The organism is Rhodanobacter ginsenosidimutans (assembly GCF_042655685.1).
GTDB lineage: Bacteria > Pseudomonadota > Gammaproteobacteria > Xanthomonadales > Rhodanobacteraceae > Rhodanobacter > Rhodanobacter ginsenosidimutans.
Map to the genome: position 1 here is coordinate 504,669 of NZ_JBHSMM010000002.1, position 15,564 is coordinate 520,232.

A 15,564-nucleotide genomic window follows, 5' to 3' on the forward strand; every position below is an offset into this window, starting at 1 on the left:
CCCGATATGATAACCGCAAGCCCCCATTCCCGCCTATCGTCTGCTGCGCCCGACTGGCGCGCGCTGTGGCGGGACGCGATCACCGACCCGCTGGAGCTGTTGCAGGCGGTGGGCCTGGGCGATCGTACCGACCTGATCCCACCCGACGACGCCGGCTTCGCCCTGCGCGTGCCGCGTGGTTTCGTGGCGCGAATGCGCCACGGCGATCCCGCCGACCCGCTGCTGCTGCAGGTGCTGCCGCAACGCGCCGAGCACGATCGGGTGGCCGGCTTCACGATGGATGCGGTGGGCGACATGGCGTCGCGCAGCGGCCAGGGTTTCCTGCACAAGTACCAGGGCCGGGCCCTGCTGATCGCCAGTGGCAGTTGCGCGGTGAACTGCCGCTACTGCTTCCGCCGCCACTTCCCCTATGGCGAGGAGATTGCCGCCGCCTCGCAATGGCGCGATGCGCTGGCGCAACTGAAGGCCGACCCGTCGATCAGCGAACTGATCCTCTCCGGCGGCGATCCGCTGTCGCTGGCCACCAGCAAGCTGGAGGACCTGACCCACGGCCTGGCCGATATCCCGCACGTGAAGCGGTTGCGCATCCACACGCGCCTGCCGGTGGTGCTGCCGGAGCGGATCGACGACGCCTTCCTCAAGTGGCTGGCTTCGCTGCCGTTGCAGAAGGTGGTGGTGTTGCACGCCAACCACGCCAATGAATTCGACCCGGGTGTCGACGCGGCCTGCGCGCGGCTGCGCGACGCCGGCGCCACCTTGCTCAATCAATCGGTACTGCTGCGAGGGATCAACGATCACGCCGACACGCTGGCCGACCTGTCCGAGCGGATGCTTGCCGCCGGGGTGCTGCCGTACTACCTGCATCAGCTCGATCGGGTACACGGCACCGCGCATTTCGAGGTCGGCGACGTCGAGGCGATAGCACTGCTGGAAGCGTTGCGGGCGCGATTGCCGGGCTACCTGGTGCCGCGACTGGTGCGCGAAATAGGCGGCGATACGTCCAAGCGCCCGCTCTGAGCGCCGGCTGCGTTTTTTTCTGGCAGCCGCGGGCTTTATCCGTTACAAACATAGGGCCACGGGGCATTCCTGATGCCTGCAACACGATTCGTGACGACCACCTTCTTCCCGGCCATCCATGAAAAAAGACCTCGTCATCAAGATCCTCTTCATCGAAAACTCGCTGGAGGAGGCAGAGCAGATCATCAGCCTGCTGCGCAATTCGGGTATCGCCGTACGCCCCGCCCGCGCCACCAATGCCGAACAGTTGCAGGCCGCACTGGATGAACTGGGGCCCGATATCGTGATGTTCGACCCGGCCATCACCACGCTGTCGCTGCGCGAGGTAGTGAAACTGATGGACGCCTACGGCCGCGACTACGCGCTGCTGGGCCTGGTCAACTCGATGGACAACCAGCTGGTGGCGGACCTGTTTGTGGGAGGCGCCCGCGGCGTGGCCTCGCGTACCCATCCGAAGCAGCTCACCGCGGTGCTGCAGCGCGAGTTCGATTCGCTGCAGGCGCGCCGGCAACTGCGCCGGCTGGAAGCCTCGCTGCGCGAATCCGAACGCCGCTGCGACGCACTGCTCGACTCCTCCACCGACGCCATCGCCTACGTGCACGAGGGCATGCACGTACGCGCCAACCGCGCCTACCTGGAGACCTTCGGCTACGACGAGTTCGACGACCTGCTCGGCATGCCCGTGCTGGACATGATCGACTCGACCCACGCCGACGAGTTCAAGGCGATCCTGCGCGGGCCGCAAGGGCAGGAGAAACTGCCCAACCAGTTGTCCCTGCGCGCACGCCGCGCCGACGCCAGCCACTTCGATGCCACGGTGGAATTCGCCCCCGCCACGTTCGAGGGCGAGCCCTGCCTGCAGATCGTGTTCCGGCGCCAGCTGGTCGACCCGGCAACGCTGGCGCAACTGCAGCGGGACCCGGTCACCGGCCTGTTCAACCGGGCCCACACGCTGGAGCGGATCGACACCGCCGTCGCCGCCGCCGCCAATGGCAAGAAGGGCCAGGCATTGCTGCTGATCGAACCGGACAATTGGTCGTCGATCGTGGCCAGCATCGGCCTGGGCAAGGCGGACGAGCTGATTGCCGGCTTTGCCGACCGCATCCGCATCCTGCTCGGCTCCACCGACGTGGCCGGCATGCTGGCCGAGCACACGTTCGGCGTGGTGCTCGATTCGCGCCAGGACGAGGCCATCCGCGAGTGGATCAGCAAGCTGCAGCACAGCGTCAGCAATGAAATCTTCGACGCCGGCAGCCGCTCCATCACCGTCAACACCAGCATCGGCGGCAGCCTGCTGGGCGAGAAAAACGCCAACACCGACCTGCTGCTCAACCAGGCCAGCCAGGCATTGCGCAACGCGCAGAGCCAGGGCGGCGGCAAGGTGGAGCTGCATGACCCGGCCGCCCGCGAGAAGGCCGACGAAGAGCGCGAGCAGTACTGGCTGGGGCTGTTGAAGGATGCGCTGGCCAACGATGGCCTGATGCTCTATCACCAGCAGGCGATCAGCCTGCAGGACGCCGAGGGCGACTTCTCGGAAATCCTGCTGCGCATGAACGGTCCGCAGGGCGAGGTGCTGCCCGGATTCTTCATGCCGATCGCCGAAAAACATGGCTTGAACGGCGACATCGACCGCTGGGTGCTGAAACAGACGATCAAGACCTTGCGCGAGCGCGACAAACACGGCCAGCCGACCACGTTCTTCGTCAAGCTCACTGCCGCCTCGCTGCAGGATGAGCACCTGCTCCCGTGGCTGGGCGAACAACTGGCCGCCGCCAACCTGAAGCACGGTCGCATCGTGCTGGAAATGACCGAGAGCAAGGTCATGACTTTGCTGCGGCCCACCCAGGAATTCGTCAACGGCTGGAAGAAGCTGGGCGGCAAGTTCGCGCTGGAGCAGTTCGGCTCGGGCCTGAATTCGTTCCAGCTGCTGAACCACGTCGACGCCGACTACGTGAAGATCGACCGCAGCTACATGGCGGAACTGCCACGGCACCCGGAAAACCAGAAGAAGGTCACCGAGATCTGCCAGCAGGCACGCGAGCTGAACCGCCAGACGATTGCCGAATGGGTCGAGGACGCCACCAGCACCTCGCTGCTGTTCGCCTGCGGCGTGGACTTCGTGCAGGGCAACTTCCTGCAGCCGCCGCAGCGGCTGTAAGGCAGAATCGCCCACGCGGCATCCGCTGTAACGGATATCCAAACGGGGAGCGAATGGCGGAGGACATTCTTCCGCGCACAAAAAACCCGCGCATGAGCGCGGGTTTTTTTATCGCCAGCCGAAGCTGTGCGTGCCGATTACTCGGCGGCAGCAGCAGCGGCGGCAACGGCAGCCTTGTGGGCGGCCTTGATCGCGGCGGCGGCGGCCACGTCTTCCTTGATGCGGGCGGCCTTGCCTTCCAGACCACGCAGGTAATACAGCTTGGCGCCGCGGACCTTGCCCTTGCGCTTCACCGTGACCGACTCGATCGACGGGCTGTGCGCCTGGAACACGCGCTCCACGCCGGTGCCGTGCGAGATCTTGCGCACGGTGAAGGCCGAATGCAGGCCGCGGCTGCGCTTGGCGATGACGATGCCCTCGAACGCCTGGACGCGCTCGCGGTTGCCTTCCTTCACCTTGACGTTGACCACCACGGTGTCGCCAGCGCCGAATTCCGGCAAGGGACGGGTAATCTGCTCGGCTTCGAACTGTTCAATGATCTTGTTCATGGCAACACCTGTGTATTTTCAATAACTGCGGTCAATCATCGACCGCTTCGTTTTGTCGCGACAGCGCCTGGCTGGCGTGTTCGCGGCGGAATTCATCCAGCAACGCACGGGAGGTCTTGTCCAGTACGCAGCGTGACAACAAGTCGGGGCGGCGCAACCAGGTTCGTCCCAGCGACTGCTTCAGGCGCCAGCGGGCAATTGCCGCATGGTCACCGGAAAGCAGCACCTCCGGTACGGTACCCAGTGCGTCCTGCACCGGTTTTGCATAGTGCGGGCAGTCGAGCAGGCCATTGGCGAATGAATCCTGCTCGGCTGACAGCGCGTCGTTCAATGCGCCTTCCTGCAAGCGACCCACCGCGTCGATGATGACCGCCGCCGCCAGCTCGCCGCCGGACAGTACATAGTCGCCGATGGAAAGCTCTTCGTCGACCTCATGCGCCAGCAACCGCTCGTCCACACCTTCATAACGTCCACAAAGCAGGGTGATTCGCGGCATTTTGGCCAGCGCCTCCACCCTGCCCTGCGTCAGCCGCGGTCCCTGCGGGCTGAGGTAAATCACATGCGCCGGTTCCGGCGCCGCGCCGCGCACAGCCGCCAGGGTGGCGCGCAACGGCTCGATCATCATCACCATGCCGGGGCCGCCGCCGTACGAGCTGGCATCCACGGTACGGTGGCGGTCGCTGGTGTAGTCGCGCGGGTTCCAGGCTTCCACCTGCAGCAACTGCCGCTGCTGCGCGCGTCCCACCACACCGACCGCGGCACACTCGCGCACGAAGTCGGGAAACAGGCTGACGACATCGATACGCATGAATCCTTGCCCTCTGCCGCCCGGTCCCCGGCTTTCAATCCGGCGACCTTTCGATCCGGCGACGTCAGAATTCGGGATCCCAGTCCACCACCATGCGGCCCGCGGACAAGTCCACCGATCGCACATACGAACCCTGGACGAAGGGAATCAGCCGCTCGCGCGTGCCGTCCCTCACCACCACCACGTCGTTGGCACCGGTGGCGAACAGGTGACTGACCCGCCCCAGCGACACATCTTCCGTGGTGACCACCTCGAGTCCTTCGAGGTCGACCCAGTAATACTCACCTTCGGCTGGCGGCGGCAACTGATCGCGGCTGACGTAGATGTCGCTGCCGATCAACGCCGCTGCCTGCTCACGGTCATCGACACCCGGCAGTTGGGCCACCATGCCCTTGCCTTGTTCGCGACCCTTGACACCGCTGACCTGCGTTTCCACGCCGGGCGCTGCACTGAGCAGCCACGGCTGGTAATCGAAGATCCGCATGCGCGGCTCAGCCCAGGATTCGATCTTGAGCCAGCCCTGCACGCCATACAGCCCGACGATGCGCCCGATCAGGACGCGCCGACCGGCTGCCGTCACGCTCAGGCAGCCTGCTGCAGCTTGCCCGCTTCCTTGACCAGCGCGGCGACCTTGTCGGACAGCTGGGCGCCCTTGCCCACCCATTCGTTGACGCGATCGACGTTCAGCTCAAGGCGCTTGTCCTTGCCCGACGCAACCGGGTTGTAGAAACCCACGCTCTCGATGTTGCGACCGTCGCGCTTGTTGCGCTGATCGGTCACCACAACGTGGTAGAACGGACGGCCCTTGGCGCCACCGCGCGAAAGACGAATCTTGACCATAGTAAAACTCCAGAGTTGCCGCACCATGCGGCAGCGGCACGGGAACCGTGCGCGGTAAACGGGGCATTTTAGAGGGGGAATGGGGAAAAGGGAATAGGGAACGGGAAAAGCCCCTTCCCTGCGTCATCAGCGCATCGGCGGCAAACCGCCCATCCCGCCCATGCCCTTCATCGCGCCGCGCATCTGCCGCATCAGGCCCTTGCTGCCGCCCTTGGACAGCTTGGACATCATCTTTTCCATCTGCATGTACTGTTTCAGCAGGCGGTTGACGTCAGCCGGCTGGGTGCCGGAGCCGCGCGCCACACGGGCGCGGCGCGAGCCATTCAGCAGATCGGGATGGCGACGCTCCTTCTTGGTCATCGAGCAGATGATGGCGATCATGCGGTTCATCTCGCCGTCGTTGACCTTGGATTTCACGCTGTCCGGCAGGTTGCCCATGCCCGGCAGCTTGTCCATCAGGCCGGCCAGGCCGCCCATGTTGCCCATCTGCTCCAGCTGATCCTTCATGTCGTTGAGGTCGAAGCGCTTGCCCTTCATCACCTTCTGGGCCAGCTTCTGCGCCTTGTCCTGATCGACCTTGCGCTCGACCTCCTCCACCAGCGACAACACATCGCCCATGCCCAGGATGCGCTGGGCCAGGCGGTCGGGGTGGAACGGTTCCAGCGCGTCGGTCTTCTCGCCCGCGCCAAGGAACTTGATCGGCCGGCCGGTGACATAACGCACCGACAAAGCCGCACCGCCGCGGGCATCGCCGTCGGTCTTGGTGAGGATCACGCCGGTCAGCGGCAAGGCATCGCTGAACGCCTTGGCGGTGTTGGCCGCGTCCTGGCCGGTCATGGAATCGACCACGAACAGGGTTTCGACCGGGGTGATCGCGGCGTGCAGCGCCTTGATCTCGGCCATCATCGCCTCGTCCACGTGCAGGCGGCCGGCGGTGTCGACGATCAGCACGTCCACCACCTCGCGCCGAGCCGCAGCGACCGCCGCCTTGGCGATGGCGACCGGGTCCTGGCCTGCGTCGGAGGGGAAGAAGCTCACCCCGACCTGACCGGCCAGGGTGCGCAACTGCTCGATGGCGGCGGGACGGTAGACGTCGCAGCTGACCACCATCACCTTTTTCTTCTTGCGCTCGGTCAGCAGCCGCGCCAGCTTGGCCACCGTGGTGGTCTTGCCCGCGCCCTGCAGGCCGGCCAGCAACACCACGGCGGGTGGCTGCTGGGCAAGGTTCAGCTCCGTGTTGGCGCTGCCCATCACCGTGGTCAGCTCGTCGCTGACCACCTTGATCAGCGCCTGGCCGGGCGACAGGCTCTTCATCACGTCCTGGCCCACCGCGCGCACCTTGATCCGCTGGATCAGGGCCTGCACCACGGGCAACGCCACATCTGCTTCCAGCAGGGCGATGCGTACCTCGCGCAGCGATTCGCGGATGTTTTCCTCGGTCAGCCGGCCACGGCCGCGCAGACGGTTGACGGTGGTGGAAAGGCGTTGGCTGAGCGATTCGAACATGATGAGGGCACGAGCTGGGGCTAGCCCGCAAATATACCAGACACGTCCGCCGCTCCCGGCCCGACCTTGTCGATGCGCATGCCCGGAAGCATGCGCGGAGCCCCTGCTGCACTCGCCCATGCCGTGTGCGACACTTCACGGCTATGTCCGTCCATATGCTCGCGCTGCTTGCTGTCGTGCTCTACCTCGCTGCAGCGGGCGGGTTGGCGCGCCCGTTGCTGAGCGGCGGACAGCCACTCAACCGGCTTGCCTTGTGCCTGGCGGGGGCGGCCGTGCTGCTGCACGCAGGCATCTTGCTGGGCATACACCGCGGCGCGCTGGACCTGCATTTTTTCGCATCGCTCTCGCTGGTGGCCTGTGTCGTGGCCGCGCTGACGCTGCTGGTGAACCTGTCTCGCCCGGTGGCGGCGCTGGGCGTGGTGGTGTTTCCGCTGGCGGCGTCGTTCCTGTTCCTGGATGGTTTCGTGGCGGCGCCCACGGCGCCGCTGCAGATGGACTGGCCGATCAAGCTGCATGTGACGCTGGCCTTGCTGGCCTTCAGCGTGTTGTCGATCGCGGCCGTGCTGGCGATCCTGCTGGCGGTGCAGGAACGCGCGCTGCGCGCCCGGCATTTCGGCAACTGGCTGCGTGCACTGCCGCCGTTGACGCAAACCGAGGCCTTGATGTTCCGCTTGATCGCCGGCGGTTTCGCGCTGTTGACCGTGGCCCTGCTCAGCGGCGCGCTGTTCATCGAAAACATCCGCGCCCAGCATCTCGTCCATACGACAGTGCTGTCGGTGTTCGCCTGGCTGGTGTTCGGCACCCTGCTGCTGGGCCGCTGGCGCCAGGGCTGGCGCGGTACCCGCGCGGTCAATCTCACCCTGATCGGCATGACCGTGCTGGCGCTGGCGTTCTTCGGCAGCAAGGCGGTGCTGGAGCTGGTCCTGCACCGGAATATCTGACATGGCGGCAGCGCAATTCGTGGTGACGTTGTCGTGCCCGGATCGCCCGGGCATCGTGGCGGCGGTATCCGGCCATCTCGCGGCGCAGGGCAACAACATCCTGGAAGCGCAGCAATTCGACGACACCGACACGGGTCGCTTTTTCATGCGCATCGTGTTCGAGGCGCTGGCCGCCGATGCCACGCTGGCCGGGCTGCAGGCCGCCTTCACCCCGATCGCCGAGCGCTTCGACATGCAGTGGCAGCTGCGCGACCGCAGCGAACGGCGACGCGTGCTGTTGCTGGTGTCGAAGTTCGACCACTGCCTGGCCGACGTGTTGTACCGCTGGCGCACCGGCGAGCTGTCGATGGATATCGCCGGCATCGTCGCCAACCATCCGCGCGAGACGTATCGCCACCTCGACCTCGACGCCATCCCGTTCCACTACCTGCCCGCCGACCGCAACCACAAGGCCGCGCAGGAGGCGTTGCTGTGGCAGGTGATCGAGCAGAGCCAGTGCGATCTGGTGGTGCTTGCCCGCTACATGCAGGTGCTGTCGGATGAGCTGACCACGAAGCTGGCCGGCCGCTGCATCAATATCCACCACTCCTTCCTGCCCGGTTTCAAGGGCGCCCGGCCGTACCACCAGGCGCACCGGCGCGGGGTCAAGTTGATCGGCGCCACCACGCATTTCGTCACCGCCGAGCTGGACGAAGGCCCGATCATCGAGCAGGACATCGAGCGCGTCACCCATCGCGATACCGCCGAGGACATGATCCGCATCGGCCGCGATATCGAGCGCCGCGTGCTGGCGCGCACCCTGCGTCACTACCTCGACGACCGCATCCTGCTCAACGGCAGCAAGACGGTGGTGTTCACCTCTTAGGAGCCTGCCGGGCGCGGCGCGGACGCGGCCCGGTCGGTCATCCCGCTGCACGCACCGGTTGCGCGCGGTTTGTGCATCGCACTATATTGCAGGCTATCGCACTAACGCATTAATACATTGCGGCTCGGCGATGCCTGCCTTCCGACACTTCTTCCCGGGGAATCCTTGATGTCCTTCATCCATGAGACGCTGACGCGCCTGCGCAAGAGCAGTCCGGCGCAAACCGAGTTTTACCAGGCTGCCGGCGAAATTCTGGAATGTCTGCAGCCGCTGCTGGACGCCGAGCCGCGCTACCGCCAGCACAACATCATCGAGCGCATCGTGGAGCCGGAGCGGCAGATCTTCTTCCGGGTTTGCTGGACCGACGACGCCGGCAAGGTGCAGGTCAACAAGGGCTATCGCGTGCAATTCAGCTCGGCACTGGGCCCGTACAAGGGCGGCCTGCGTTTCCACCCGTCGGTCAACGCCAGCATCATCAAGTTCCTGGGCTTCGAGCAGATCTTCAAGAACGCCCTTACCGGCTTGTCCATCGGCGGCGCCAAGGGCGGTTCGGATTTCGACCCCAAGGGCAAATCCGACGCCGAGGTGATGCGCTTCTGCCAGTCCTTCATGAACGAGCTGTACCGCCACATCGGCCCGACCACCGACGTACCCGCCGGCGACATCGGCGTGGGCACGCGCGAAATCGGCTATCTCTATGGCCAGTACAAGCGCCTCACCGGCCACTACGAGGGCGTGCTGACCGGCAAGGGACTGAACTGGGGCGGCTCGCTGGGGCGCAAGGAAGCCACCGGCTACGGCACGGTCTATTTCGCGCAGCACATGCTGCAGGCGCGCGGTGAGGATTTCGAGGGCAAGGTGTGCCTGGTGTCCGGCGCCGGCAACGTGGCGATCTACACCATCGAGAAGCTGTACCAGTTGGGTGCGCGGCCGATCACCTGCTCCGATTCGCTGGGCACGATCCACCACCCGGCCGGCATCAACCTGGAAACGCTGAAGCTGCTGAAGGAGGTCAAGCGCGCCTCGTTGAGCGAGTACACGGCACACCACCCCGACGCCACCTATATCCCGCGCGGCGATTACCCCGACGACGGCCATGCCGTATGGCGGATCAAGGCGGATGCCGCGTTCCCCTCGGCCACGCAGAACGAGGTCACCGCCGCCGATGCCAGGGCGCTGCTGGCCAACGGCGTCACCTGCATCGCCGAAGGCGCCAACATGGGCTCCACCGCCGACGCCATCGACGTGCTGCTGGCAAGCAAGATCGCCTACGGCCCGGGCAAGGCGGCCAATGCGGGCGGTGTCGCCACCAGCCAGCTGGAAATGGCGCAGAACAGCGGCATGCAGCAATGGACCATGGAACGGGTCGACGGCAAGCTGCATGAGATCATGTCAGGCATCTACCAGAGCTGCACCGCCGCCGCCGAGGAATTCGGCCAGCCGCACAATCTGGTGCTGGGCGCCAACATCGCCGGCTTCCGCAAGGTCGCCGACGCGATGATCGATCAAGGCGTGTATTGAAGAAGCCGGGATTAGGGATTAGGGATTAGGGATTAGGGATTCGACAAAGCATCGTGCGCCAGCGCGATGTCTGTGGGAGCGGCTTCAGCCGCGATGCTTCTGCTCTGGATTGGTGGAGAGCATCGCGACTGAAGTCGCTCCTACACAAGCTTCAGCGGCAGGCGTCGATCGCTTCGCTGAGGCGTTCGACGCCGATCACCTGCATGTCGCCCACCTTGCCCTTCTTCGGCGCGTTGGCCTTGGGCACGATCGCCTGGCGGAAGCCGTGATGCGCCGCTTCCTTCAGGCGCTCCTCGCCATTGGGCACCGGGCGGATCTCACCCGACAAACCGACTTCGCCAAAGGTGATCATGTGCTCCGGCAGCGGCCGGTCGCGCAGGGATGACAGCACCGCCAACAGCACCGGCAGGTCGGCCGCGGTTTCCTGCACGCGGATGCCGCCCACCACGTTGACGAACACGTCCTGGTCATAGGCGGCCACGCCCCCGTGCCGGTGCAGCACCGCCAGCAGCATCGCCAGCCGGTTCTGTTCCAGCCCCAGCGTGACGCGGCGCGGATTGCCCAGCGACGATTGGTCGACCAGCGCCTGCACTTCCACCAGCAGCGGCCGGGTGCCCTCGCGCGTCACCATCACTGCGCTGCCCGGGGTAGGACCCGCATGCGATGAGAGGAAGATCGCCGACGGATTGGGCACCTCGCGCAGGCCCTTGTCCGACATCGCGAACACGCCCAGCTCGTTGACCGCGCCGAAGCGGTTCTTGAACGCACGCAGCACGCGGAAGCGCGAACCCGATTCGCCCTCGAAATACAGCACCGCGTCGACCATGTGCTCCAGCACGCGCGGGCCGGCGATACCGCCCTCCTTGGTGACGTGGCCGACCAGGAACACGCTGGTGCCGGTCTCCTTGGCGAAGCGGGTGAGCTTGGCCGCCGACTCGCGCACCTGCGACACCGAACCGGGCGCGGCGGTCAGCAGCTCGGTCCAGATGGTCTGGATCGAATCGATCACCAATACCCGCGGCCGCGTCGTCAACGCCTGTTCCAGGATCCGCTCGATGCAGGTCTCGGCCAGCGCCTGCAACGGCGCCAGCGGCAGGTCCAGCCGCTGCGCGCGGGAAGCCACCTGTGACAGCGATTCCTCACCGGTGACATACACGCTGGGCAGGTGCGCGCCCAGCGTGCCCAGCATCTGCAGCAGCAAGGTCGACTTGCCGATGCCCGGATCGCCGCCGATCAACACCACCGAACCCTGCACCAGGCCACCACCCAACACCCGGTCCAGCTCGCCGATGCCCGTCAGCGTGCGCGCCTCGGTGGTCAGCGCCACCTCGGTCAGCGGTGTGATCTTGGCGGAGCCAGCCGCATGACCGGCGTAATTGGAGCGCTGCGCGCCCGCCGACACGGCCGACGCGGGCGATGAGGGCGCCAGCACCACCGCACTGAGCGTGTTCCACACACCGCACTCCACACACTGGCCCTGCCACTTGCTGTGCTCGGCACCGCAATCGGTGCAAACGTAGGCGGTCTTGGCTTTGGCCATGCGGAATCCAGCGGTGTAGTGAGGCGTTGAAGCTTAGACGGCAGTCATCGCAGACGGCGAGACACCATGACGGGGATGCTTGTAGGTTTTCGCCGCGCGTGGTTGGCGCTGGCGCTTCGAGGTGTGGCACCCCCTCACCCAACCCTCTCCCCCGCGCTGCGCCCGGGGAAGAGGGAGCGAAGCAGCCCATCCGAATCCCGAATCACTCATCCCGGCCCTAATCAAAACTCCCCACGAACGAATCCGCCGCATAGTTCTCGAACTTCGTGTAGTGGCCCAGGAAGGTCAGCTTGCAGGTGTCGGTGGGGCCGTTGCGTTGTTTGCCGATGATGATCTCGGCCATGCCTTTGTCCGGCGATTCCTTGTTGTAGTAGTCATCGCGGTAGATGAACATGATCACGTCGGCGTCCTGCTCGATGGCGCCGGATTCGCGCAGGTCGGACATCATCGGGCGCTTGTCGGCGCGCTGCTCCAGCGAGCGGTTCAGCTGCGACAGGGCGATCACCGGCACGTTCAGCTCCTTGGCCAGACCCTTCAGCGAGCGCGAGATTTCGGAGATCTCGGTGGCGCGGTTTTCCTTGTTGCCGGGCACCTGCATCAACTGCAGGTAATCGATCACGATCAGGCCCAGGCCGCCATGCTCGCGGTGCAGGCGGCGCGCGCGCGAACGCAGCTCCACCGGTGACAGGCTGGGCGTGTCGTCGATGAAGATCTTCGCCTCGGACAGGATCGCGATGGCGTTGGAAACCCGCGGCCAGTCCTCCTCCTCCAGGTCACCGTTGCGCAGGTGCTGCTGGTGGATGCGGCCGATCGAGGAGATCAGGCGAAACGCCAGCTGCGAAGCGGACATTTCCATCGAGAACACCACCACCGCCTTCTTGCTGCGCAGCGCGGCGGTCTCGGCAATGTTCAGCGCAAACGCGGTCTTGCCCATCGAGGGGCGCGCGGCCACGATGATCAGATCCGAGGGCTGCAGGCCCGACGTGAGGTTGTCCAGGTCGGTGAAGCCGGTGGTGATGCCGGTCAGCTGGCCCCGGTTCTCGTAGCGTTCGGTGAGCAGGCGGAAGGCGTCCTTCACCGCCTCGCGCATGGAGACGGAATCCTTCTTGCCGCGCGCACCGGATTCGGCGATGTGGAACACGCGCTGTTCGGCGCTTTCCAGTACCTCCTGCACGCTCTTGCCCTCGGGCCGGTAGCCGTCCTCGGTGATCGAGGTGCCCGCGTCGATCAGCTGCCGCATCACCGACTTCTCGCGCACGATCTCGGCGTAGGCGGCGATGTTGGCGGCGCTGGGCGTGCTGTTGGCCAGTTCGATCAGGTAACTGGCGCCGCCGACCATCTCGGCCAGCCCGTTGCTCTCGAACCAGTCGCCCAGGGTCACCGCATCGCAGGGCATGCCCTTGTTCGCCAATTCGTTGATGGCGCGCCAGATCAGGCGATGATCCTTGCGGTAGAAATCCATTTCCGCCAGCCGGTCGGCCACCTTATCCAGCGCATCGGGCGCCAGCATCAGCCCGCCCAGCACCGCCTGTTCGGCGTCGATGGAATGCGGCGGCACGCGCAGCGCCTCGACGGCGGTGGAAGGCGATTTGCGCTCGGGAACGAAGGACATCGATTTACCTCGGAAAATACCCCACGACCGGTGCGCAACGCGCCGACACCTCGCGGATGGACATACCTACCATCATGCGCGGCGACGTCTCAGCCGTCGAGACAACAACTCTGTGGAAAACCTGTGGGTTGTTGTGGATAAGAGCGGGAGGATGGTGGTCCGGTTTCCGCGGGCAGGTTGAACGCAGCGTGCGGCGAAAGCCGAGGCATACCCTTCGACTCCGCCGCTGCGCGGCTACGCTCAGGGAGAACGGTGGGGTTTCGCGGCACTTTGCGATTCCCTATTCCCCATTCCCAAAAAAAACAGGCGCCTTGCGGCGCCCGTTTTTCTTCACAGCAACAACGCTTACTTGTCGCTGACGACAATCACCTTGACGGTGGTCTGCACGTCGGCGTGCAGGCTGATCACCACGTCGTACTCGCCGGTGTTGCGAAGCGGGCCTTCGCCCAGAATCACTTCACCCTTGTGGACGTCGTTGCCGGCGGCGGTCAGCGCCGCGGCGATATCGCGCGGGCCGACCGAGCCGAACAGCTTGCCTTCGGCGCTGGCGTGGGCGCCGATCGTGACCGAGGCCTCGGCCAGCTTCGCCTTGCGCGCTTCGGCTTCGCTCAACATGGTGTTGGCCTTGGCCTCGTACTCGGCACGACGCTGCTCGAACGCTTCCAGGTTGGCGGCGTTGACGCGTACGGCCTTGCCCTGCGGCAGGAGGAAGTTGCGGCCATAGCCCGGCTTCACGGTGACCTTGTCGCCAAGGTTGCCGAGATTGCGGACTTTCTGCAGAAGAATGAGTTCCATGGGAATTCCTGTTCGTTAGCACCGGTGTGGCCCGGCGCAGCCAGAGGACGGGTGTCCGAATTTCGGGAATGGGGAATGGAGAATAGGGAATGGGAAAAGCGGCGCTACGGAGCAACCGATTCCCTATTCCCGATTCCCTATTCCCCCGACGTCATCAGACGTCGTGGTTGTCGGTGTACGGCAGCAGCGACAGGAAGCGGGCGCGCTTGATCGCGGTGGCCAGCTGGCGCTGGTAGCGCGCCTTGGTGCCGGTGATGCGGCTGGGAACGATCTTGCCGTTCTCGGTGACGTACTGACGCAGGGTGTTGAGATCCTTGTAGTCGATCTCCTTCACGTCTTCGGCAGTGAAGCGGCAGAACTTGCGGCGGCGGAAAAACTTGGACATGGTCTGGGTTCCTATCAGTCGTCGCTGTCGCGATGGTTGTCGTCGCGGTCACGGCCGCGGCCTTCGCCCTCACCCTCGTCGTCACGGCGACGGGTGGTCTTGGCGTCGTCCTTTTCCTTCGACTTCAGGATGAAGGACGGCTCGGTATCGGCTTCGTCGCGACGCACCACCAGGTGGCGCAGCACGGCATCGTTGAAGCGGAAACCCGACTCCAGTTCGTTCAGCGCGTTCTGGCCAACTTCGATGTTGAGCAGCACGTAGTGCGCCTTGGCCAGGTTCACGATGGGATAGGCCAGCTGACGGCGGCCCCAGTCCTCGAGACGATGGATCTTGCCGCCGTCCGCTTCGATCAGCGACTTGTAGCGCTCGATCATCGCCGGAACCTGTTCGCTCTGGTCAGGGTGGACCAGAAACACGATCTCGTAATGACGCAGGGTCATTGTGGGTTGACTCCTTGTGGATGCGGCCGGATGGCCTCGCAGCCTCCCGCCGTGGCGGTGAGGCAAGTGTGCTGCCCGCCAGAAAGGGCGCGGACAGAAGCGGGATTGTAAGCCGGCGCAGCGGCAACCCGCAAGTCATTGAAGCGCAAGTCGTTGGGAACGAGGCGCGCGCTGCGCCCGCGGCCGGCTCAGCTGACCGTGAAGCTCTCGCCGCAACCGCAGGCGCCGGTGGCGTTGGGGTTGTGGAACACGAAGCTGGCGTTCAGGCCCTGGCGCTGGAAATCGATCACCACGCCCTCGACCAGCGCCACGCTGCTGTCGTTGATGATCAGCGGCAAGCCGTCCACCTCGACCCTCTGGTCGCCGTCACCGACGGTATCGGCCAGGTCCACCACATAGGCGAAGCCGGAGCAGCCGGTGCGTTTGACCCCGAAGCGCACGCCGGCAGCGGCGGGCGTACTGGCCAGGAAATGGCGCATGCGTTCGTTGGCGGCGGGGGTGATGGTGATGCTCATGGTGCGACAAGACCTCGGACTGGCGCCCGGACATTCGCGGCCCGGGCAATGCCTACATTATCATGGTGGTTTG

The 15,564-nt window shown here is 65.2% G+C and carries 16 protein-coding genes; 5 read left to right on the forward strand and 11 right to left on the reverse strand.

Going from position 1 to position 15,564, the window contains the following annotated elements; genetic code table 11:
- The first annotated feature begins 6 nt into the window (after positions 1–6).
- Both epmB and ACFPK0_RS12205 read left to right on the forward strand, forming a co-directional pair.
- Positions 7–1,017 (forward strand): EF-P beta-lysylation protein EpmB, encoded by a 1,011-nt coding sequence (gene epmB, locus ACFPK0_RS12200; RefSeq protein ID WP_056085326.1) that lies wholly within the window; start codon positions 7–9, stop codon positions 1,015–1,017.
- A 118-nt stretch (positions 1,018–1,135) separates the two neighbouring features.
- Positions 1,136–3,175, forward strand: a complete 2,040-nt coding sequence (locus tag ACFPK0_RS12205) for an EAL domain-containing protein (RefSeq protein ID WP_056085328.1) — start codon at positions 1,136–1,138, stop codon at positions 3,173–3,175.
- Positions 3,176–3,312: 137 nt separating this feature from the next.
- Here the strand turns inward: ACFPK0_RS12205 and rplS are convergent, their stop codons facing one another.
- From rplS to ffh, 5 genes are all read right to left on the reverse strand, one after another.
- Complete coding sequence (gene rplS / locus ACFPK0_RS12210; protein WP_056608238.1) at positions 3,313–3,723, reverse strand: 50S ribosomal protein L19; 411 nt, start codon at positions 3,721–3,723, stop codon at positions 3,313–3,315.
- Between the two features lie 31 nt (positions 3,724–3,754).
- Entirely contained in the window at positions 3,755–4,531 is a 777-nt protein-coding gene (trmD, locus tag ACFPK0_RS12215; protein ID WP_377341060.1) for a tRNA (guanosine(37)-N1)-methyltransferase TrmD, read from the reverse strand.
- Positions 4,532–4,595: 64 nt separating this feature from the next.
- Positions 4,596–5,111 carry a ribosome maturation factor RimM gene (gene rimM / locus ACFPK0_RS12220; RefSeq protein ID WP_377341062.1) on the reverse strand — a complete coding sequence of 172 codons (516 nt, stop codon included), beginning with the start codon at positions 5,109–5,111 and terminating at the stop codon, positions 4,596–4,598.
- 2 nt (positions 5,112–5,113) lie between these two features.
- Positions 5,114–5,371 (reverse strand): 30S ribosomal protein S16, encoded by a 258-nt coding sequence (rpsP, locus tag ACFPK0_RS12225; RefSeq protein ID WP_007080137.1) that lies wholly within the window; start codon positions 5,369–5,371, stop codon positions 5,114–5,116.
- Positions 5,372–5,497: 126 nt separating this feature from the next.
- On the reverse strand, positions 5,498–6,877 hold the full coding sequence (gene ffh, locus ACFPK0_RS12230) for a signal recognition particle protein (RefSeq protein ID WP_056085336.1): 1,380 nt from the start codon (positions 6,875–6,877) through the stop codon (positions 5,498–5,500).
- A 143-nt stretch (positions 6,878–7,020) separates the two neighbouring features.
- Between ffh and ACFPK0_RS12235 the strand changes: the two genes are divergently transcribed.
- From ACFPK0_RS12235 to gdhA, 3 genes are all read left to right on the forward strand, one after another.
- A complete protein-coding gene (locus ACFPK0_RS12235; RefSeq protein ID WP_056085338.1) occupies positions 7,021–7,818 on the forward strand; it encodes a cytochrome C assembly family protein in 798 nt (265 codons plus the stop codon).
- Position 7,819: 1 nt separating this feature from the next.
- Positions 7,820–8,683, forward strand: coding sequence for a formyltetrahydrofolate deformylase (gene purU, locus ACFPK0_RS12240; protein WP_056085341.1), 864 nt, complete (start codon positions 7,820–7,822; stop codon positions 8,681–8,683).
- A gap of 168 nt (positions 8,684–8,851) precedes the next feature.
- Entirely contained in the window at positions 8,852–10,204 is a 1,353-nt protein-coding gene (gene gdhA, locus ACFPK0_RS12245; RefSeq protein WP_056085343.1) for an NADP-specific glutamate dehydrogenase, read from the forward strand.
- Between the two features lie 151 nt (positions 10,205–10,355).
- Here gdhA and radA read toward each other — a convergent pair whose 3' ends face one another.
- The 6 genes from radA to ACFPK0_RS12275 all read right to left on the reverse strand — a co-directional run bounded on the left by radA (position 10,356) and on the right by ACFPK0_RS12275 (position 15,491).
- Entirely contained in the window at positions 10,356–11,744 is a 1,389-nt protein-coding gene (radA, locus tag ACFPK0_RS12250) for a DNA repair protein RadA (protein ID WP_377341066.1), read from the reverse strand.
- Between the two features lie 217 nt (positions 11,745–11,961).
- Complete coding sequence (locus ACFPK0_RS12255; RefSeq protein WP_056085348.1) at positions 11,962–13,356, reverse strand: replicative DNA helicase; 1,395 nt, start codon at positions 13,354–13,356, stop codon at positions 11,962–11,964.
- Between the two features lie 345 nt (positions 13,357–13,701).
- The gene (gene rplI / locus ACFPK0_RS12260; protein WP_056085349.1) at positions 13,702–14,151 is read right to left on the reverse strand and encodes a 50S ribosomal protein L9; all 450 of its coding nucleotides are present in this window, start codon (positions 14,149–14,151) and stop codon (positions 13,702–13,704) included.
- 154 nt (positions 14,152–14,305) lie between these two features.
- A complete protein-coding gene (gene rpsR, locus ACFPK0_RS12265; protein ID WP_007081973.1) occupies positions 14,306–14,536 on the reverse strand; it encodes a 30S ribosomal protein S18 in 231 nt (76 codons plus the stop codon).
- Positions 14,537–14,550: 14 nt separating this feature from the next.
- On the reverse strand, positions 14,551–14,976 hold the full coding sequence (gene rpsF / locus ACFPK0_RS12270) for a 30S ribosomal protein S6 (RefSeq protein WP_007081974.1): 426 nt from the start codon (positions 14,974–14,976) through the stop codon (positions 14,551–14,553).
- 188 nt (positions 14,977–15,164) lie between these two features.
- A complete protein-coding gene (locus tag ACFPK0_RS12275; protein WP_056085351.1) occupies positions 15,165–15,491 on the reverse strand; it encodes a HesB/IscA family protein in 327 nt (108 codons plus the stop codon).
- Positions 15,492–15,564: the final 73 nt, after the last annotated feature.